The organism is Coprococcus sp. AM11-30B (assembly GCF_027674365.1).
Taxonomy (GTDB): domain Bacteria; phylum Bacillota; class Clostridia; order Lachnospirales; family Lachnospiraceae; genus Allocoprococcus; species Allocoprococcus comes.
Genome location: NZ_JAQDVB010000030.1, coordinates 19,224 through 40,765, shown reverse-complemented (window position 1 = coordinate 40,765; position 21,542 = coordinate 19,224). Strand labels below are relative to the sequence as shown.

Genomic DNA, 21,542 nt, shown 5'->3' with positions numbered 1-21,542 from the left:
CTATATGGAATTTACTCTTGCATTTGGTCCAAAACCGGAATTTAGTTTTTCATTTAAGTATTTATGTAGGATAAGAAAAAAACCACCCTAAAAGGTACACAAAAAAGATCATGTGTTCGAATTTCGGACGGTACACATGATCTTTTTTATATGTGCCTTGGCACATTCTTTGTCAGCAAAAAAATCTATTTAAAAAAATTTTAAAATTTATGAAAAAAAAGCTTGCATTTTTTATAGCTGTCTTATATAATAAATCTTGCGTTACGGAAAACCGAATAATGTATGCGCTTTTAGCTCAGTTGGTAGAGCAGTAGACTCTTAATCTATTTGTCCAGGGTTCGAATCCCTGAAGGCGCAGTATCAGCACTGTTTTTGATGAATTAGCATCGGGGACGGTGCTCTTTTTTTAGAATCTGTTTCTACAGATGGAGACATATGTAACAGATGAAGACATATGTAAAAGTAATCGTTTATTTCATTTGTGGAAAGTTACTGGATCTGTGGAAAAATAAAGGAAAATCTATTTCGTGTACTAAAAAGGGGACTATTTTAGTCCCCTTCTACTACATCTTGCATAAAATATTGATTGCATCCTTGTTCAGGAGGCATTTTTCATGTTCATTCAGATAAGCTTCAGAAATTGCATCTTTTTCGACCATGCCACCGAATTCACCGGCGGATACGATGCGCTGAGCCTTTTTATTGCCGTCTTCTGTATTCGGGAAGTCTACCATCAGGTAGTAGACACCGTCATCTTTATACAGACGGCTTTCTGATGCCTGGCCGTATCCAAGGATTTTGCAGAAGTCGATTGCATTATCCAGACTTGGAAAGAGAATCTGCCAGCGAACGGTCTCTTTCTCACTGCTGTCAGGCTCAATCAGCATACCGGAAGCTTCAGAACCATCTTTTTGGATGGATTCCAGAGAATTCTCAGCCTGGCAGGAGATCGACAGCATCAGGCTCCGGTCAGGAAGAAATGCACCGTAAAATCCCTGGATTCCATTGTCTGTGTTAAGCCCAAGGACTTCTTTCCCTTTCTTGAGAAGAAGATTCAAAAATTCTTCGGTACGCTCCCTGTCCTGTGTCAGATCTTCCAGTGAGTAGCCAAGTGCGGCAATCTCTGCTTCTGTGATAAGGCAGTTCATTCTGGTGTCGGATACTTTCCAAAAAGTCATATGCTCACCCCCTGATTTGTAAAATCTATTGCTTTTGTAATCTTATTTGTTCTATAAGTTATATAACAAAACGGGTGTAGTGTCAATATATTTTCTATATTTTATGATTTTTTCAGAAATATTATTTGTTTTTCATTCGTTTGATCACTTTCAGTCGGGTAAATTCTTCCCGTTCCTTCTCTTCCAGTGCATTTGTAATCGTATATACGAGATTGTCATACATCGGAATCGTAATATTTTTCAGGGCATTTGCCCTTTTCTGTGTCTTTTTGATACTTGAAGCCAGCCGGTACGCTGCATTTTCTACCTCAGAAAGCTTGAGTGTCAGCTCTTTAACACGGTAGAATGCATCACGGGCGATATCGATGGATTCTCTGGAAGTACTGAATGCATAGGTTGGTCTGGTATTTTCTTTTTCGTACTTCACTTTCGGGATTTCTGTTCCCATAATGCTTCGCGTCTGGATGCGGATAGAATCCTCGATCGGAACTGTATAGGCAAGTTCTTCTACTGTACTGATCCCGTGCTCGATATTCGCCCTCTGAAGGCACTGATAGGCATAGGTGAAGGTTTTATCGATTTCTTCCTGAATATCCTTTGCTTCGTCGATTAAGCCCATCAGCTCGCGGATCAGAATGTTCCGCTTCTTGTCCATCAGCTCATATCCCTGTCTGGCAAGTGTCAGTGAATTTTTCGCAAGTATCAGATTTCCCTTGGTGGGAAATGAACGTGGATCCATAGACTTCCCTCCTTAGCCTTTGTAGTATACGTCAAGAATCTTGGTATCGACACGGTCAAGTTCTTCTTTTGGAAGGATTCTAAGCAGTTCCCAGCCAAGATCCAGGGTTTCCTCGATGGTACGGTTTTCATTCGGTCCCTGGCCGATATAACGCTCCTCGAATGCCTTTCCGAATTCCAGGTATTTCTTGTCAATCGGAGAAAGCTCATCTTCTCCGATAACGGAAGCAAGATTCCGAGCCTCTCCTACTTTAGCATATGCAGAGAAAAGCTGGTTTGCCAGGTCCTGGTGGTCTTCCCGGGTATATCCTTTTCCGATACCGTCTTTCATCAGACGGGACAGGGACGGAAGAACGCTGATCGGCGGGTAGATTGCCTGTCCGTGAAGATTCCGGTCAAGTACGATCTGTCCTTCGGTGATATAACCGGTCAGGTCAGGGATCGGGTGGGTAATGTCATCATTTGGCATGGTCAGGATCGGGAGCTGTGTGACAGAACCATTTACTCCTTCTACGATTCCTGCACGTTCATATAAGGTGGCAAGTTCACTGTACAGATATCCCGGATATCCTTTACGGCTTGGGATTTCTCCTTTGGAAGAAGAAACCTCACGCATGGCTTCGGCAAAGGAAGTCATATCGGTAAGAATGACCAGAATGTGCATATTTTTTTCAAATGCAAGGTATTCAGCGGCGGTCAGCGCAACCTTCGGGGTGATCAGACGCTCGACGACAGGATCGTTGGCAAGGTTCAGGAACATTGCCACATGGTTTGCAACACCGCTCTCCTCAAAGGTTCTGCGGAAGAAATCAGCTACGTCATGCTTGACACCCATTGCGGCGAATACGATGGCGAAATCCTCATTCGTGCTGCCGCCAAGAGAAGCCTGCTTTACGATCTGTGCGGCAAGCTGGTCGTGCGGAAGACCGTTGCCGGAAAAGATCGGCAGCTTCTGTCCACGGATCAGTGTGGTCAGTCCGTCAATCGCAGAAATTCCGGTGCGGATATAGTTACGAGGGTATTCACGTCTGACTGGATTTAACGGAAGTCCGTTGACATCGCGCACCTCTTCAACCGTGATCGGTCCAAGGTCGTCGATCGGTTCGCCGATTCCGTTAAAGGTTCTTCCAAGCATTTCTTCGGACAGACCGATTTCCATCGGATGTCCGGTAAGTCTGGTGTGGGTATTGTTAAGAGACATATTTTCCGTGCCTTCAAATACCTGGATGATTGCTTTGTCCTCGTAGACCTCCACAATACGTCCCATTTTGTGTTCTTTGCTGTTTACGACAAAATCTACGATTTCATCAAAAAAAGCATCCTGAACGCCTTCCAGCGCGATCAGAGGGCCGTTAATGCTGCTGAGGCCTAAATATTCAATTGCCATTTTATTTTCCCTCCTTACGCGTTCTTTTCCATGATGCGGTCATGGAAAGCATCAATGTCTGCCAGATACTGGTCAAGAAGCTGAAGATTGTCATTTGGAACATCGTATTTGATCGCAATGACACGTTCAAAAATATTTTCCTCCTTGAGGACAGACATTGGCATATTCATGGCTACCAGTTCGCGGCAGCGTTTGTATAAATATAAAATGATTTCCATCATTTTGTACTGCTTCTGCAGAGAGACACAGGTATCATCCTTGTGGAATGCATTCTGCTGCAAAAATCCGAGACGGATGACTCTTGCGATTTCCAGAACCAGCTTCTGATCGTCCGGAAGTACATCACTTCCGATCAGCTTTACGATTTCCATCAGGCTGCTCTCCTGGTTCAGAAGTGCCATGATGCGGTTGCGGTAGTCAACGAATTTGGGTGATACATTGTCGTGGTACCAGGCGGCGAGATCGGTCAGATACTCGCTGTAGCTGGTCAGCCAGTGGATCGCCGGAAAATGTCTTGCGTAGGCAAGGCTCTTGTCCAGGCCCCAGAAGCAGCGGACGAAACGTTTGGTGTTCTGGGTGACCGGCTCGGAGAAATCGCCTCCCTGAGGCGATACGGCGCCGATAATGGTCACGGATCCGTCACTGCCATTTAAGTTATGCATCATGCCTGCGCGCTCGTAGAAAGCAGACAGACGGCTGGCAAGGTAAGCCGGGAAACCTTCTTCTGCCGGCATCTCTTCCAGACGGCCGGAAAGCTCACGTAAGGCTTCTGCCCAGCGGGAAGTAGAGTCTGCCATGATCGCTACGTCATAGCCCATGTCACGGTAATATTCAGCCAGAGTAAGTCCGGTATAAATACTTGCTTCACGGGCAGCTACCGGCATGTTGGAGGTATTGGCGATCAGAGTGGTTCTGTCCATCAGCGGATTGCCGCTCTTTGGGTCCACAAGCTCTGAAAACTCTTCCAGCACCTGTGTCATTTCATTTCCACGCTCGCCACAGCCGATGTAGATGATGATATCGGCGTCAGACCATTTGGCAATCTGGTGCTGGGTCATGGTTTTTCCGGTACCGAATCCGCCTGGGATTGCTGCAGTTCCACCCTTTGCGATCGGGAACATGGTATCCAGGATACGCTGTCCGGTGATCAGAGGGACACTTGCCGGGAAACGGTAGCTTGTCGGGCGCGCCTTGCGGATCGGCCAGTGCTGTATCATGTTGAGCTGTTTTTCTGTTCCGTCGGAAAGCCGCAGAGTGACAAGTGTATCTTCGATTCGGTATTCTCCGTCCGATGCACAGCAGATTACTTCACCTTCCACATCCGGCGGAACCATGCATTTGTGTACGATCGCACTGGTCTCCGGAACCTCCGCTATAATATCTCCGCCGTGAAGGTAATCTCCTTCGGCCACAGTGATGTGGGTATCCCATAATTTGTCGCGGTCAAGCGAATCAACGCTGACGCCGCGGGTGATAAATGCACCGCCGCCTACATTTGCGATCTGCTCAAGCGGGCGTTCGATTCCGTCAAAAATATTGTTCAGGATTCCAGGTGCCAGAGTTACAGATACCGGGCTTCCGGAAGCCTCCACGATTTCTCCCGGTTTCAGCCCGGAAGTTTCTTCATAGACCTGAACAGTCGTGATGTCTTTGTCCAGGGAAATGACTTCGCCAACCAGCTTTTCCTTTCCCACATAGACCATTTCCGACATCATGAATCCGGTGTCACCCTTCAGATAGATGACCGGACCGTTTATTCCATAAATAGTTGCTGTCTTATTCAATTCCTGCACCTCCTGCTGCAAAACTGAACTGATGATATTCATAATCGACTGCAGCCTGGAAGCTGTGATCGATCAGAATATTACGGCCTCGGATTACAGCACGCATACCGCCCATGAAATCATATTCACTGATGGTGATCGTCATGCCGGTACGTTTTTCCAGTTCTGTCCGTTTCTCCTTATCAGAAGGAGAAATATAAATGGTCATCTCCTCGCCGTCGGCAAAGCGTGCGGCTTCGCGGATTTTGCTGCAGAGATAGTCCAGATATTCGTCTGTTTTTGTAAAGTCAGAAAGAAGCTCCTTTACTTCATCAAACAGCCTGACTTTTAATTCATTTTGTGTTTTGCCAAGAGCACGTTTCAGTTCGGTTTCGGCTTTTGCCGCAGCTTGATTTACCTGCCTTCTGGCTCTTAAGGTCTCGGATTTGATGCGGACCTCAGACTGTGCGGTCGCTTCTTTTTTATGTTTTTCAAATAAAGATTCAAGCGCTTTTTTGTGATTGTCAATGATCGCATTTCCTTCAGAACGGGCTTCAGTCATGACCGTTTCCTGTAAATGCGCTATTTTCTCTTCAAGCGTCATTGTCTCACCTTCTATGCCTTTCTAGTTAAAGTTTCAGTCCAATCGCTTCATTGACGTATGAGGTAATGAAATCCTTTTTACGTCCTGTTCCGTGTCTGTCCGGAATTTCGATCAGAAGAGGCAGCTTTCTTTTTAACTTGATCTCATCAATGAGATCCGGAAATTCTCTTCCAAAGCGTTCCGTCAGAAGAACGATACCGATCGACTTGTCGTTCATGGCAGTTTCCAGCGCATCACGCAGCTCCTGCTTTTCATGAACTACGACACCGTCCACGCCGGCAAGCCGCATTCCGGTATAAGTATCCACGTTGTCACTGATCAGATACATTTTCATGATTACAGTCGGCTGATGATCATGAAGGAGATGATAAGACCGTACAGGCATACACCTTCTGCAAGACCTACGAAGATAAGGGATTTACCAAGGACGCTGGAATCCTCGCTGATAGCTCCAAGAGCCGCGCTTGCTGCACTTGCTACGGCAATACCGCCACCGATGCAGGAAAGACCGGTAACAAGAGCTGCTGCAATGTAACCAAGACCGGTTGCAAGGCCTGCGCCTGAGGCAGCGGCGTCTGCTGCATGTACCGGTACACTTCCAAAGAGCATGATCCCTGCTACAAGGAAGGTTCCAAAGTAAGAAAGAACATTGAAGGCAAGTGCACATTTATAACGTCCTTTATTTTTTTCTCCGAGCAGGTAATATCCGAATGGAATGAAAATGCTTAAAACCAGTGCGGCAATGAGAATGAGTTTAGTTGCTAAAGTCATGATAATTTCCTCCTAAAATGAAAAACTAATTTTTTGCAGTACCTGTATAAGGTTTAAATTCGCGGCCACTGCCTTTGTAGAAGCGGCTGAACATCTCGTAATAGACAAGTCTCAGAACCTGGATTCCAACGATCAGTCCTTCGAATCCACATACAAACAGGTTGCCGAGTACGATCACTACCCAGTTAATATGCCCGCTTTCGGCACCGGCAAGCATCAGTACAACCTCCATGATGGAAGCGTGGCTGACTGCGAATGCACCGATACGGATAAAGGAAAGCGTATTTGAAAAATAGCTGAGCAGGGTTTCAAATAATTCAAAGAATGCCTGGGTGACAAACATTGCTTTGCTTTGTTCCATTTTTTCGGTTTTCTTTTTGATCTTGTTCGTCAGCGGCTCTTTCAGTGCGATCAGAAGAAGCGGTACTCCGAACATCACTGCAAGAACGATTCCACCCGGCAGAGAGTGACCTGTCATGAAAAGAACGATGCAGGTAACTGCTGCCCCGTAGAATATCAGCCCTGCCACGCCGTTTGCATCAAACCAGGTTGCTTCGGTATCTTTGGCACGGATGCCGTTGATAATATGGAAGATCATAGAAATCAGGATGATTCCCATACCAAAAGCAATCGATACGATAAATACGGTATTCAGTTTTCCGATAAACGGTAAGGTAGTCATATGATTGATCGGTCGGATCCATTTGGCTTCTATAATGTCTTCAAATCCAAACACACTTCCAAACATAAATCCAAAGAAGGTGGAGAAGATTCCGGCAAGTGATACGATTCCGGCAAGGTTCATTTTCTTTGTGAAATACAGGATCGCACCGCCGATAAAGAGCAGCAGCCCCTGACCGACATCCCCGAACATGGCGCCGAAGATAAAGCTGTACATGATACCTACAAAAATGGTCGGATCCATCTCACCGCTCCTGGGAAGTCCGTACATCTTGATGAACATTTCAAATGGTTTGAAAAGCTTTGGATTCTCAAGCTTGGTAGGAGGTTCTCCAAAATACTGTTCCCGGTCCTCTTCTACTACGATATAAACCTTGTCATCTCCCTGTGCCTCTTTGATAAATGCATTTGCATCTTCTTCGGACATCCAGCCGCAGAGGATGTAGTATTCTTCCTGCTCGTCTGTCTCGGTTCGTGCCGCAAATTTCCGGATATCAAAGTTATCGGAAAAACGATCCAGCTGAATTCTTGCACCGAGTAGTCTGGAAGCGTTCTTGCGGAACATCTCCTGACGTTTATCCTTCACTGCCTGGATTTCATCGGTCAGATTCTGGACTTCTTTATCCAGGCTCCGGTAAGCTTCCAGCGGGGTTCCGCCAAAGTCTTCCAGCAGATCGACTTTTTCAAAGTGGAGAGACCGCATGATCGAATCGACCTTTCCTGCATCAGCATCCGATACAAAATAAACGCCATAGACATAAGAGGCATCTCTGGAGCCTTCCAAAAATAATGCATCAATGTCTTCAAGAAGCGCTTTTTCCAGCCGGTGATAATAATCCACATTGATTTTTCCAAATCTTGTGCGGATGTATTTGTACTGCATGATTTCATGCAGGTCAAAATCCAGAGAAGTAAAAGGTTCCAGGACTTTCATACGTGCCTGGATATTCTCTCTCTTTTTTTTCAGTTCTTCTTTTTGCTGCTGCAGATCCATGTAGTCATGATTGGTAGAACGAATCATCTCAAGGATCTCGTCTTCGCTCTGATCAAAGGATGGCTCTGCTGGCATGTCTTTCATATATCCCAGAAACTGTGTCACTTTTGCGAGTGGATCACGGTAAGGGTTCATTTCCAGAAATGGCATCAGATTATCTACTGTCTTGAGCTCCGTGAGTGCATTTTCAAGCTGCATCTCATATTTGGAAAGATACCGGTTTGTCATGCGGTCGATGTCGGCGCGTGGTCCGGTAATGCTCAGGAACTTCATCTTAACAATCATTTCGCTGTTCCTCCTATATAAGTTAATGTCTCACGTGCAGGAAGTCCGTAGCGAACACATTCGAGCACAGTTGTAAGCTTATCAAGCTCCTCCTCTTTCAGAAAAAGATAGGTATTCACGGTTGCGATGGAATAAGGGTTACTTCTTCTGTCTGCCAGGTAGAGACGGTACAGGCAGTCTTTGTAAATCGTCTCGATGGACGCTGGTGTCTGAGTATCGGTGTGACGCAGATAAGGTGTTCTGGTAACCAACTTTAAAAATTCATCGACAGACGGTGCTTCTACAAGATCCTTCAGCTGATCTACATGAATCCGGTAGTGTATCGGGATCAGCAGTGTGGAAATATCCGGTGGAAGCATGTTGTAATATTTTTTAGCACGGTAGATCCACTGCAGATTCAGCAGGTCGATCTTTGCTCCGGCATCTCTGGTGAAAATTTCCAGTTCCTTATGCTTCAGAATCTTTTTGCGTTTCTTCCACATAGTTGTAAAATAGTACAGATTCAGTGCCAGATCGTAATCAAAAAGGGTTGGGTTCTCCGCATTTTCCAGACGTTTCAACGGCGCATAGTATTCTGTGCCCTTTAAATTTTCCACCAGCTCACCGATATTCCCCGAAGTGATCAGTTTATCGATGGAGAGATCCGAATATTTGTCGAAGAATATTTTCTTATGATCCAGATCAAAAGGCTTCTGATAGTGGTTGAATACAATACGCAGACAATAGTTGATCAGATTCATCTCGTAGCGCTTCAGATAAAGCTCCAGGAATTTTTTCTGATCCATTCCGGAAAAACGGTACAGGCGTGTATAATCACTGTAAAGTGACTGCACAAGAAGCTTCTCAATCTCACCGCGGTGAAGACGGTTTTCGTCCATATCTGCAAGGACATTCCGATATCCGGGATGTTCTTTGAGATAAGCAGCAACTTCGGTTACTGTATGAAATGCGGCAATGTTCTGGAAATCTTCATCAGTGAGCAGTTTCGCCTGCATGGCGCGTACTTTTGTTACGATGCCACTGTATGCAAGTAAATTTCCCATATGCTATCCCTCTATGATACGTCTGACAATTTTCTCGGCATATGCCGTATGCTTCTCTTCAAAATCTTTTTTAAGTTCTTCGATCGCTGTCTGGTTCTTACGGTTCTGCCTTGCAAGAATCTCATCCATCTGACGGTTTAATCCTTTGTGGATATCGTTCAGCTCCTTTTGGGTGTGATCTTCAAGTTGTTTGTCGAACTGATTGCGTTCATTTTGAATGCGTTCTTCCAGTTCTGATTTCTCCAGTTCCGCGTGTTCCACAACAGCTTCGGCTGCGTGTTCGATTTCGGAGAGCTTTTTAACAATATGATCCATTGTCCGACTCCTTTCTTAAAAATTATTTATACATTTTTAATAATGCATACATATTCTACTACTTTAAATTAGAAAATTCTACTAAAAAATAAGAGAATATCATAAGAATATTTTATACAAAACTTATAAAATGTATTTTTGGGTTTTCAAATATTTCAGAATAGTATAAAATAAATAAGGTTATACATATTTTCACTAAAGGAAGAGAAAGATATATGAGGTTAAGAAATGTACCAGGAGCAGATGCTTATCTGACAGCTCATCCCCTTGTAATTAAAAATGAGACCAGATATCGCGGCACCTGGAAAGAGACTTTTCAGAATCCGGAGAATCCGATCCATATTGAGATCGGGATGGGAAAAGGACAGTTTCTTCTGACACTTGCAAAGGAGAATCCATCCATCAACTATATCGGTATCGAACGTTATTCAAGCGTACTGCTTCGGGCGCTGGAACGCTTTGACAATGACGAGGAATACAAGGATGTCAATAATATTCGTTTTATCTGTATGGATGCGACAAATCTGCCGGAGGTTTTTGCTGTCGGAGAGATTGACAAGATTTATCTGAATTTTTCAGATCCGTGGCCGAAAGCACGTCATGCAAAGCGCAGACTTACTTCCAAGCAGTTTTTTGAGCGGTATGACAAGATCCTTGCCTTTGACGGAGTCGTTGAATTTAAGACAGACAACAGAGAGCTGTTTGACTTTTCACTGGAGCAGGTGGAGTTGGCAGGCTGGGTACTTCTGGCGAAGACCTATGATCTTCACAATGATCCGACACTCAGCAGAGGGAATGTTATGACTGAGTACGAGGAGAAATTTTCCGGGCAGGGACATCCGATCCATAAACTGATCGCAATGCGCCAGTAAGACAATTGAATAAAATGCAACAGGCAGATCATAAAGGCGCTGAGTGCGTAAGATGATTCCTGGCAATATAAGAGACAGCAGATACGGAGCAATCCGCACATCGGCTGTCTTTTTGCATATATTGTAGAAAGAGGAAATCAGGAAGGAACAGATATGCGGAAAAAGCATCATTTTCAGAATTGTATGCGGGGGTTTTGCTATAAGAATCCAAGATTTAATAAAAAGCTGATCTGTTTCAGAAATTCTTTTCAGGAAGTCTATAAAATCTTAAACCCGAAATGTGGATGCCACTAAATCCAGTCCTTTTTACATAGCCTGAGATGGCAGAAATGAGGAAAGTGTATGGGTATCGCATTGATCACGAAGGATTATGAAAATACAGTCGGAAAGCAGAGGATGCCGGTAATTGTGGAGTTTTACGCATCATGGTGTCCAAAGTGCGGAATGATGTATCCTGTTGTGGAAAGGATTGCCAGCCGGTATCAGGGAAAATGGATTTTTTATAAGATTGATATTGATATATCGAAAGAGATTGCAGAGTATATAGGCATTGAGATCGTACCGACGTTTGTGGTGTACAGAGATGGAAAAATCTATGGATATACAACCGGAGTTCTTCCAGAAGAAACTCTGGAAGAACGAATCCGGGAAATGTTAAGAAAATAATTGGTGGAATCAATTATTCGTATGATGAATATTTTGCGCAGATTGCATTGACTTGCTATGTTAAAATTCGAATACAGCAACACCGTATGGCGGAAGATCGTAACCAAATGAATATGGTCTTCCATCACATTCCTGTTTCTTTGCTTTATATACTGCCGGGCGGGCTTTTCCGCTTCCGCCATACTGCAATTCATCACTGTTCAGTACCAGGCGGTACTGTTTGCCGCGTGGTACGCCGACACGGTACTCCGGTCGTTCGATTGGTGTGAAGTTACATACGAATAAAAGGTTCTTTTTTGCGCCCTTTGAATGACGGATGAAGCTGTAAATACTTCGTGAGCTGTCATCTGCATTGACCCACTCAAAGCCTTCCATGCAGGTATCCTGTTCATACATGGCTTTGTTGTGTGTGTAAAGATGCAGCAGGTCACGGTAGAAATTCTGGAGTGCCTGATGCTCCGGCTCTGCAAGGAGATACCAGTCAAGTTCTCTGGCCTCGCTCCATTCACGGAGCTGTCCGAAATCCTGTCCCATGAAAAGAAGCTTCTTGCCAGGATGTCCCATCATGAAAGCATATCCGACTTTCAGGTTGGCAAATTTCTCAAATCCAAGACCAGGCATCTTATTGAGCATAGAGCATTTTAGATGTACCACTTCATCATGTGATAATACAAGAATATAATTCTCGCTGTATGCATAGGTTAAGGCAAATGTCATACCGTAGTGGTCGCCTTTGCGGAAATATGGATCCAGCTTCATGTATTCAGTAAAGTCATGCATCCATCCCATGTTCCACTTCAGGCTGAATCCAAGACCATCATCTTCCGGTTTGCCCGTTACTTTTGGCCATGCAGTGGATTCTTCTGCGATCATCAGTGCGCCAGGGTTACGTCCGGTAGTAACGGAATTCAGATGCTTGAAAAATTCGATTGCTTCCAGATTCTCATTGCTGCCGTATTTGTTGGCGATCCACTGACCGTCTTCTTTACCGTAATCAAGATACAGCATGGAAGCAACAGCATCTACGCGGAGACCATCGATGTGATAATGTTCGATCCAGAACAGTGCGTTGGCGATCAGGAAGTTCTTAACTTCTGCTTTACCATAATCGAAGATCTTGGTTCCCCAGTCCGGATGTTCCCCTTTCTTAGGATCTGCATATTCAAAGGTAGCTGTGCCGTCAAAATCAGCGAGTCCGTGTGCATCGCGTGGAAAATGTGCCGGTACCCAGTCAAGGATTACGCCAATCTTATTCTTATGGAAATAATTGATCATATATGCGAAATCTTCCGGCGTACCATAACGGGAGGTCGGAGCATAATATCCGGTCACCTGATATCCCCAGGAGCCGTCAAATGGGTATTCTGAAATTCCCATCAATTCGATATGAGTATACCCCATCTTTTTTATGTAGTCTGTAGCTGCATGCGCAAATTCACGGTAGCTGTAGAACCCCTCATCTTCACGTCCCGGATGGCGCATCCAGGAACCGATATGTGCTTCATAAATGGAAATCGGTGAGGAATGGAAATCCCATTCTGCCCGGTGCTTCATCCAGACACTGTCACTCCATTTTAAATGGGAGATATCAGCAATCCTTGAGGCAGTTCCCGGTCTCAACTCTGCACTGTTCGCAAATGGATCAGCTTTGTAAAGCTTATCTCCGGTCTGTGTCTCGATACAGTACTTGTAAAGCTGTCCGAGCTGTGCTTCCGGAACAAATGCGGTATAGATTCCAAGCGGTTCCTGACGCTTCATAACGTTTGCATCTTCACTCCAGCCGTTGAATTCACCGATTACGGAAACTGATCTGGCATGTGGAGCCCATACTGCGAAATATACGCCGGATTTTTTGCCATCTTTTACAAAATGTGCACCCATTTTTTTATAGATTTCATAATGGGTTCCCTGTCCGAATAAATATTGATCTAATTCGCCGATTCTATAATCAGCGGGTTTATCTGTTGTTACAGTTTTTACAGACTTTTTAGCTGTAGACTTTTTAGCAGCAGTTTTAGCAGCTGCCGGTTTTTTTACAGTAGATTTTTTTACGGCCGTCTTGTGGGTCGTGTTGGTCTGTTGTGCTGTTGTTTTTTTTACTGCCATCCCATTCACCTTCTATCAAAGATATTTAGGAATATTATACTAGAAATAGCGATAAAAAGAAAGAGTTTTGGACAACTTATACACTTCTTATGTAAGATGTCTAAAACTCTTTGTTTATAGTTATCGGTTTGGTCTGCATATACAAAAGAACGCGCCGGAAGCGCGTTCTTTGTAGAAATCTTATGATTTAAAATCATCTTCTTTCAGGATGATGTGGTCTGAATTATCAGTGCTTCTTCCAAATACCCGTTTCACAAGATGTTTTACATTTGCTTTCTGGGAATGTGAAATTGCTTCATCCATGATCTCTTTTACTTCTGCAACAGTAACCGCATGATCTTCTCTCTGCATCATATCGATCCGGCTGTATAATGCAAGGATTCCCATTTCATCGATACGGTATCCGTTTTCCTTAGCATAGGTCTGACCGAATGTAACCAATTCATCATTGATGAATACCGGAAGCTCCAGTCTGGAAGTAAATTTACGTTTGAATTCGCGATGAGATGCAAACATTCTTTCCAGCGGTTTCTTCTGGTCTTCCAGAAGGAAGAGAAGTTCGCCGGTCTGTTCATCCATCATGTCATTCAGTTCACGGATGGTTCTGTCATTCATCTTGGAAGCTTTTTCGATGATCAGTGCGCCACCGTTCAGCTTATCGATGATACTTCCGATGTCCTTTTTGTTCAGAGAATCACCGGTTACGATTGCAACTTTACCCTGTTTGAGTCTGCGCTGTTTCTGGATTGCTTTTACAATATCAACTGCGAGGACTGTTTTTCCGCTTCCCTTGCGACCAAGGATCAGGATGTTGCCTGTGCGGGAAGTTCCATAACGGTTACGGCAACGTTTGTCGTTATCAAGGATTTCAACAAGCTGTTCACTGACACCACGGATCGGTACAAAGTAAGAGAACAGCTGCTTCTGCTCTTCAGTAAGTCCAAGCTTCAGTCCGATCTCACTTGTTGCACTCAGATCGTAACGACCCTGTACAACGAATCCGGTATCGAATTTACCCATGCGTTCGGTGATTTCATCTTCTGACGGTTCTTCGATTTCAAGAACTTCGTCAATATCAGGAGTTGGCGCTGATTTTGAAGTTTCTTTCTTTGGCTCAGGAGCCGGTTTCTCGTCAAATTCAAGATCAAGATAATCATCACTGCTATCTAATTCTTCTTCATCTTCAAAGGAATCAAGGTCTGCAAAATCACCATCATCTTCGTCAGAATCATGATCATCGATATCGAGAGCAGATTCTTTTTCAAAATCAAAATCCTCTTTATGATCTTCATCTAATTCATCATCAATCTGGTAGTCATCTTCGTCTTCATCCTCGTATTCTTCCTCATCGTCATACTCGGAATCATCCTCATCTTCGTATTCTTCGTCGTCATCATACTCGGAATCATCTTCATCCTCGTATTCCTCGTCGTCATACTCGGAATCATCTTCATCCTCGTATTCCTCGTCGTCGTCATACTCGGAATCATCTTCATCCTCGTATTCTTCTTCGTCGTCATACTCGGAATCGTCTTCATCTTCGTATTCTTCGTCGTCATCATACTCGGAATCATCCTCATCTTCGTATTCCTCGTCGTCATCATACTCGGAATCATCCTCATCTTCGTATTCCTCGTCGTCATACTCGGAATCATCTTCATCCTCGTATTCCTCGTCGTCGTCATACTCGGAATCATCTTCATCCTCGTATTCCTCGTCGTCATCATACTCGGAATCATCCTCATCCTCGTATTCAGCTTCTTCATCGTAAACCGCATCCGATTCATCATCTTCTTCGGAGTCAACGATTTCTTCAAAATCATTTTCTTCCGGATCTTCCTCGTCAGTGTCTGAAGCTTCTTTGGATGAATCTTCCGGGCTTTCAGTCGCTTCATCTTCTTCATCATCAACGAAATCTTCAGCATCTTCATCGGTGATTTCAGGCTCTTCACCATTTTCAAGCTGTTCCATCAGTTTGCGGATATCATCAGAAAGGATTGGTTTTGTAGCTCCAAGAACTTCCTCTTCTTCTTCTTTCTTCTTCTCGCGCAGGGCTTTTTCTTTCTCAGCTTCCTCCTGGCTCTTTTCAAGAATCTTTGCATTTTCACGCTGGGTTGCTTCCCAGTTGGCAAGAATTTCTTCAATCTTCATCTTACCGGTCATCTGTGAATCGTCTGAAGCAGATTCAGGAGCAACTGCACCACTTGCAACGGCAACACCGGCTTTCAGGGCATCTGAAAGGGAAGCACCGGAAATGGTTGTGGAAATATCGGAAGTGCTTCGGATCCGGGTTTTTGGCTGTGACTCGGCTTCTGATTCGGAAGCATGTGTCCGGGCCATTGGCTCTGGCAGATCCGGGAGATCAATACTGTCTGTGACATGTACATCTTTGCGGATCTTGTCTGCGATTCGTGGATCCGGTGCCGGACGTTCTTTAGATTTTCGGAAGGAAGGTTTTCTCTTGGAAGAATCCTTACGGCCGATACCATCATTTCGATGATCGTATTTTTCCTGCTGAAGTGGAGTCAGCGGTTTGTATTTCATTTTAAGTTCCATTGCCTGGTATACATAAGTACCTTCGCTGAACCAGAGAATCAGATCATCACATTCATCAAGACATTCGGAAGTCATACCGGCTTCAGCGTATAATCTGGCAAGTTCATATGCCCATTTTTCAACGTATTCAGAATGCTTGAAATCTTCAAGAGCTTCAATCTGTTCTTTGACTGGCGCTTTCTGTGCTTTTAAGATCTTATACCGGAGAATGTACTGGTTTGGATCTTTCGGAGCAAGCTTGACAAATTCTTCGTAGCAATCAGCTGCTTCATCGAAATGTCCCAGCTTCAGAGAAATAATTCCCAGGCGGTATACAACCTTTCTGCTGGAAGGTGCTTTATCATACGCAATAAATAAGGTATCACGTGCTTTACCAAGTTCCCCCGCATTTTCATAGATTTCGCTTACGGTAGAGAGCATGGCGGTATTTTTTACTTTACGCCAGTCGATCGTATCTGCAATCGACATCGCTTTCTGGTAAGACTTCTGTTCGGCATACGCAAGCATCTGCTCTGTCTTTGCGCGATATTCATATTTATCCAACGTTTCTCACCTCATATGATTATTATTAATTATTTTACTTTTCCTCAGTAAGTCTGACTTTTGTACCAGAAACGGAAAACAAAAGTCTTATAATTTTACTTACTAAGTGTATCATAGAGCGTTGTCAATGTCAAAAATTACGGCTGATATTTTTCAGAAATGTTAAAAAAATATTACAAAAAATTCACAAATTGGGAGCTGGTAACAGAAAAAAAGGAGACAGCCATCTTTTGAATGGCTGTCCCGGAATATTCAATTGTAATTTTTATTTTTATATCGGAGGAATTAAGTAATTCTTATTCCTGTAAGTTCTTTGAGCATTTCATATGATATTCAGATTTTATAAAATTTATAAAAATGAAATCATATGAATCGATTCTGATCAATTCTGATCGTTCGTTATTTTATATAATCAGGTAATCCAATTTTGGTATTTATCAGCTTTCTCGTCACTGTTAAATTTACTTATCAATGAATGTTTCTTTACACATTTTCTGATCTTGAATTACTGTGGTATTTACTTCAATATGTCAACAAATGCTGAATCTTTTTATATCTTATAATCGCTTCCGGTTTATCTACTACTCCGACCTTTTTTATCATTAACTTTTCTCTTACCGGATTATAATCTATGGTTAAGGCTCATCTCACAGGAATTTACATTTGCCATACCATTAACATATTGAGTTTTAGATGATGAAATATCCAACGGTCAAAGCCTCCTTCCTTTCGTTCTCGTTCCAAAATTTTATCCGGATATTCTTTTTCTCTTATACTTTTTTCTGTTCAGAAGTCAGATATCAATTTTCTCTTATTATTATAAATTATCAATTTTAAAAATTGTTCTCTACACACTCCGCTTACAAAACGCTCATAACCAAAATGTATAGTTGCTTTTTTAAAACTTTCTAACCTTCAAATAACAATTATTCTTGTTACCCTTTTCTGATCTGATTCTTCATCTTATACTCTTGTCGAGTATAGATGAAACTATGTAACAGATTAAAAAAATATCTTTTTGAAATTCCCTTTCTCGTCAGGAACTTCTTTTCTTTTGGATTGACTTAATAATAACACCCAAATACTTATTTGTCAATATAATTTTAAAATAATTTTTATAAAATTAGAAAGAATTGAAATTGCAACATGTATATCAGAAAATTCAAACAATTATAAATACGATTAGAAATAGTTATAGCCATTTGCAATATATTCGGGGTTTTGCTATTGTTTCCGCCCATAAATGCATGATACACTAAAAAATAGATGAAAAATACAGGCTATGGCATTGGGATAAAGAAAGGAGACCTACAGATATGGGAGGATTTTTTGGCGTTGCATCAAAAGAAGCATGTAATCTGGATCTTTTTTATGGAACAGATTATCATTCGCATCTTGGAACCCGCCGCGGAGGTATGGCTACTTACGGAAGTGATGGCTGGAAGAGAGCGATTCATAATATTGAAAATTCGCCGTTCCGTACAAAATTTGAAAAAGATGTTGATACAATGAAGGGAAATATTGGAATTGGATGTATTTCAGATTATGATCCACAGCCAATTCTGATCCAGTCGCATCTGGGGTGCTTTGGAATTACGACAGTAGGTAAGATCAATAATGCGGATCAGCTGATCCGGAATCTTTATGAAAATGGACATACACATTTTCAGTCTATGACCAATGGACAGATCAATTCTACAGAGCTGGTTGCGGCATTGATCTGTAAAAAGGATTCGTTTGTTGAGGGAATCCGTTATGTGCAGTCAGTAGTTGAAGGCTCGATGACGCTTCTGCTTCTGACAGAGAATGGAATTTATGCAGCCAGAGACCTTCTCGGACGTACACCGGTTGTGATCGGAAAGAAAGAGAATGCATACTGCGTTTCCTTTGAAAGCTTTGCATATATCAACCTTGGATACACAGATTACAAAGAGCTGGGACCTGGGGAAATCGTCTACGTGACACCGGAATCTGTGGAGACTGTAAGTCCTGCATGTGAAAAGATGAGAATCTGTTCGTTCCTGTGGGTATACTATGGATATCCTACTTCTTCTTATGAAGGGGTTGGTGTAGAAGAAATGCGTTACAACTGTGGAAAGCTTTTAGCACAGAGAGATGACCATTCGATCGACGTGGATATTGTTGCAGGAGTTCCGGATTCGGGTATCGCTCATGCGATAGGCTATGCAAATGAATCAGGTATTCCGTATGCAAGACCATTTATCAAATATACTCCGACCTGGCCAAGATCCTTCATGCCGACAACGCAGAGTCAGCGTAATCTGATTGCCAGAATGAAACTGATCCCGGTACATAGTCTGATCGAAGACAGGAGCCTGCTGCTGATCGATGATTCTATCGTGCGTGGTACACAGCTCCGTGAGACGACAGAGTTCCTGTATCAGAGTGGCGCAAAAGAAGTGCATGTCCGCCCGGCATGTCCACCGCTTTTGTACGGATGCAAATATTTGAATTTCTCCCGTTCCAAATCAGACCTGGATCTGATCACAAGAAGAATCATCCGTGAGTGGGAAGGCGACAATGATGTCAATGTACTGGATGAATATGCGGATCCGAACAGTGACCGGTATGCAGCAATGCTGGAGGAAATCCGCAAGAGACAGAATTTCACTTCCCTTCGTTATCACAGACTGGATGATCTGATCAAATCAATCGGGATTGATGCATGCCAGGTATGTACCTACTGCTTTAACGGTGTGGAATAACAGGTAAATGAAAATATAAAACAGGTGTCCACGTAAGTATATCTTAGTGATATATCCCCGTGGGCACCTGTTTTTGTGTATACGATGAGCCAAGTGCAGATTTGTGCTTGCACAAGGATCTGCATTTGGCGAATGTACATCATCGAGCTGTTAAGCGAGATGATGTACAAAGTATAAGAATCGAGTAGGAGTCAGCCTACTCGATTATATACGATTTTTGTGTATACAATGAGGTGGGATGGTGTACAAAGTATGCGGAGCGGCAGCTCCGGCTGCAAATCTGCGCTACAGCAGCAGATCATCTATCTTCACATAGTCTCCCATCCGGTATGCTTCAATTGCATTTCCATTGATCACATAGAACTTGTCGTTTGCATACACACCGCGGGTTCCAAGATAAGAATTACCGTTGACTTCCTCTTGCATCTGTACCTGGAAGCCCTGATCTTTATCGTAAGAAAGGATCACATACTGGTTGGCAGATCCGGAAAGCGGAAAGCCGATCAGATTCTTTTCCGGATCAACCAGTGCTGCACGGTAGTCAGAAAAGACATCCGAGTAATAGTACTGATCCAGTGTGTACTTGCTGACTTCCTTCACATCCGAAGGATCACTGATATCAAACATGGAGACTTTTACCCCGTTTGTGACTCCATTTTCATCGGTATCCATACCGATGCCAAGAAGCAGATTATCACTGTAAAAATGCAGGTATTCCGAAAAGCCGGGAATTTTCAGCTTGCCAAGGATCTTCGGATTCTCCGGATCGGAAAAGTCTACGGAAAATAAAGGATCTGTCTGTTCATAAGTTACAAAGTAACCGGTATCGCCCAAAAATCTTGCGGAATAGACCTGTTCATCTTTGGCAAGATCTTCGATCTTACCGATTGTTTTCAAATCTGCATCCAGCACATAGACTGCATTGGACTGTGAAGAGCTTCCGGCATTGTGCGTAACCGTTGTCACCAGTCGCAGCGTATTGTCATACTCATCAATGCTGAAGGAATCGTTCAGATATCCTTTTACTTTGCCCTGGGCAGAGCCGGAAAGTTTTCCTTTATTGTAAGACAGCTTGCGGAGGATCGTCTGATTCTTTGCCGCAAGATTATCTGCGAGGATACTGCTGTTCGCATACTCGTAAATATAAATGTTGTTCTCACTCACATAGATTTCACCATTCTCAGACATGACTGCTTTTTGGTCTGCTGCCTTATCCGGACTGGAAGCGGAAATGGAACTGACAACAAGGTACTGGTCTGCTGCATGGTTCGTTGGGAGATAGATATCCGACTGCTTCAGAAGATTGTCACCGACAAGCGGAACATAGGAAGGATAATCTTTTTTGGTGATCGTATCGTAAATATAATAGTCACTGAATACATACAGGTATCCGTCTTTAAAACGTGAAGTGCGGTAGTAACCACTCTGATCCACGGTTCCGATGGATTTCGGATTGTTGATATCTGTCAGATCATAAGTCTGGATACGGGTACAGCTGCCGCGGTACAACGTCTTGCTGTCAGAATCAACCTGCGTGTTCTGCATGTTGCCAAGGACAAAAAGCTTCTGGTCACTCAAGTAAAATTCGGATGCCTGAAAATTCTCATTCAGCGAAATGCCGGAAACAGCCTTCATCTGATCAGACCGGATATCTACAATGGAAATTTCCTGTGAGTTTGCTTTCAGTGTATAAAGATAATTTCCATCCGTTTTTACAATGTCTGCTTCACCGACACCCTCTGTGCGGACGTTGGTATCGGAAAATGAAGTATCCACAGCGCGTGTAGAGGCTGTTGCAGAATCCGAAGAGGAGATGGAACTATCGGTGCGTGCACCACTGTCGGCTGTTTCATTTGAATACATGACAATTCCGCTGTCGGTTGAACCGGTAGCGGATGAAGAATCCAACTCATCCTGATAAGATTGCAGGTATGTGTAGACTTCATCATAATCGGTTGCCGTTTCTAAAGTATCGGAAGAGGCAAGCTTACCGGAGGATGTACCGATTGAAGAACTGCCTTTTGTGGAAGAAGTGGCTGAGTCTGAAGAAAGATTCTGCTGGCGGATGTGGGCGCCAATGCCGACAACCAGTACCAGTGCGGCAGCGATAAGTCCTCCGCGCATCCGGTGGCCGCGGGAAAATCCATGCTTTTTCGGGATATGTCCGGAAGCTTGAGTGCTGTTATGCTCTTCCAGCATTTTCATAATCTGATCCGGTGCAAGGCTTTCCGGAACAGGAGTTTTTTCCGTAGATTGTTTTATTTTATCCAGTATTTCTTTTTCGTGATCTGTCATATGAAACACCTCCTATTAC

General features: G+C 43.5%; 16 protein-coding genes and 1 tRNA gene. 4 read left to right on the top strand and 13 right to left on the bottom strand.

What is annotated here, in order from left to right; all coding sequences use genetic code 11:
* Positions 1 to 284 precede the first annotated feature (284 nt).
* Positions 285 to 357 (top strand) — tRNA-Lys (locus PGU50_RS16255).
* 206 nt (positions 358 to 563) lie between these two features.
* Here PGU50_RS16255 and PGU50_RS16250 read toward each other — a convergent pair.
* From PGU50_RS16250 to PGU50_RS16205, 10 genes are all read right to left on the bottom strand, one after another.
* Entirely contained in the window at positions 564 to 1,178 is a 615-nt protein-coding gene (locus PGU50_RS16250; protein WP_008371107.1) for an adaptor protein MecA, read from the bottom strand.
* Between the two features lie 121 nt (positions 1,179 to 1,299).
* Entirely contained in the window at positions 1,300 to 1,917 is a 618-nt protein-coding gene (locus PGU50_RS16245; RefSeq protein WP_270247467.1) for a V-type ATP synthase subunit D, read from the bottom strand.
* Positions 1,918 to 1,929: 12 nt separating this feature from the next.
* Entirely contained in the window at positions 1,930 to 3,303 is a 1,374-nt protein-coding gene (locus PGU50_RS16240) for a V-type ATP synthase subunit B (protein WP_270247466.1), read from the bottom strand.
* A gap of 14 nt (positions 3,304 to 3,317) precedes the next feature.
* Positions 3,318 to 5,129 (bottom strand): V-type ATP synthase subunit A, encoded by a 1,812-nt coding sequence (locus tag PGU50_RS16235; RefSeq protein WP_270247464.1) that lies wholly within the window; start codon positions 5,127 to 5,129, stop codon positions 3,318 to 3,320.
* Entirely contained in the window at positions 5,080 to 5,670 is a 591-nt protein-coding gene (locus PGU50_RS16230; protein WP_270247463.1) for a V-type ATP synthase subunit E, read from the bottom strand. Before PGU50_RS16230 ends, PGU50_RS16235 begins: the two co-directional genes overlap by 50 nt.
* A gap of 25 nt (positions 5,671 to 5,695) precedes the next feature.
* On the bottom strand, positions 5,696 to 6,004 hold the full coding sequence (locus tag PGU50_RS16225; protein ID WP_118199496.1) for a V-type ATP synthase subunit F: 309 nt from the start codon (positions 6,002 to 6,004) through the stop codon (positions 5,696 to 5,698).
* 2 nt (positions 6,005 to 6,006) lie between these two features.
* A complete protein-coding gene (locus PGU50_RS16220) occupies positions 6,007 to 6,441 on the bottom strand; it encodes an ATP synthase subunit C (protein WP_008371120.1) in 435 nt (144 codons plus the stop codon).
* Between the two features lie 25 nt (positions 6,442 to 6,466).
* On the bottom strand, positions 6,467 to 8,401 hold the full coding sequence (locus PGU50_RS16215) for a V-type ATP synthase subunit I (RefSeq protein WP_270247462.1): 1,935 nt from the start codon (positions 8,399 to 8,401) through the stop codon (positions 6,467 to 6,469).
* A complete protein-coding gene (locus PGU50_RS16210; RefSeq protein ID WP_008371124.1) occupies positions 8,398 to 9,444 on the bottom strand; it encodes a V0D/AC39 family V-type ATPase subunit in 1,047 nt (348 codons plus the stop codon). The genes PGU50_RS16215 and PGU50_RS16210 overlap by 4 nt, the downstream gene beginning before the upstream one ends.
* Before the next feature lie 3 nt (positions 9,445 to 9,447).
* Positions 9,448 to 9,759, bottom strand: coding sequence for a hypothetical protein (locus PGU50_RS16205; RefSeq protein WP_008371126.1), 312 nt, complete (start codon positions 9,757 to 9,759; stop codon positions 9,448 to 9,450).
* Between the two features lie 215 nt (positions 9,760 to 9,974).
* On the opposite strand from PGU50_RS16205, the gene trmB reads away from it, so the two are divergent.
* Complete coding sequence (trmB, locus tag PGU50_RS16200) at positions 9,975 to 10,631, top strand: tRNA (guanosine(46)-N7)-methyltransferase TrmB (protein ID WP_008371128.1); 657 nt, start codon at positions 9,975 to 9,977, stop codon at positions 10,629 to 10,631.
* 342 nt (positions 10,632 to 10,973) lie between these two features.
* A complete protein-coding gene (locus PGU50_RS16195) occupies positions 10,974 to 11,297 on the top strand; it encodes a thioredoxin family protein (protein ID WP_270247461.1) in 324 nt (107 codons plus the stop codon).
* Positions 11,298 to 11,357: 60 nt separating this feature from the next.
* Here the strand turns inward: PGU50_RS16195 and glgB are convergent, their stop codons facing one another.
* Together glgB and PGU50_RS16185 are read right to left on the bottom strand one after the other, a co-directional pair.
* Entirely contained in the window at positions 11,358 to 13,403 is a 2,046-nt protein-coding gene (gene glgB / locus PGU50_RS16190; protein WP_270247459.1) for a 1,4-alpha-glucan branching protein GlgB, read from the bottom strand.
* A gap of 180 nt (positions 13,404 to 13,583) precedes the next feature.
* Positions 13,584 to 16,502, bottom strand: a complete 2,919-nt coding sequence (locus PGU50_RS16185) for a tetratricopeptide repeat protein (RefSeq protein ID WP_330672588.1) — start codon at positions 16,500 to 16,502, stop codon at positions 13,584 to 13,586.
* Positions 16,503 to 17,818: 1,316 nt separating this feature from the next.
* Between PGU50_RS16185 and PGU50_RS16180 the strand changes: the two genes are divergently transcribed.
* Positions 17,819 to 19,228 (top strand): amidophosphoribosyltransferase, encoded by a 1,410-nt coding sequence (locus PGU50_RS16180; RefSeq protein ID WP_270247458.1) that lies wholly within the window; start codon positions 17,819 to 17,821, stop codon positions 19,226 to 19,228.
* Positions 19,229 to 19,513: 285 nt separating this feature from the next.
* Here PGU50_RS16180 and PGU50_RS16175 read toward each other — a convergent pair whose 3' ends face one another.
* Positions 19,514 to 21,523, bottom strand: a complete 2,010-nt coding sequence (locus tag PGU50_RS16175) for a beta-propeller domain-containing protein (RefSeq protein WP_270247457.1) — start codon at positions 21,521 to 21,523, stop codon at positions 19,514 to 19,516.
* Between the last annotated feature and the right edge of the window lie 19 nt (positions 21,524 to 21,542).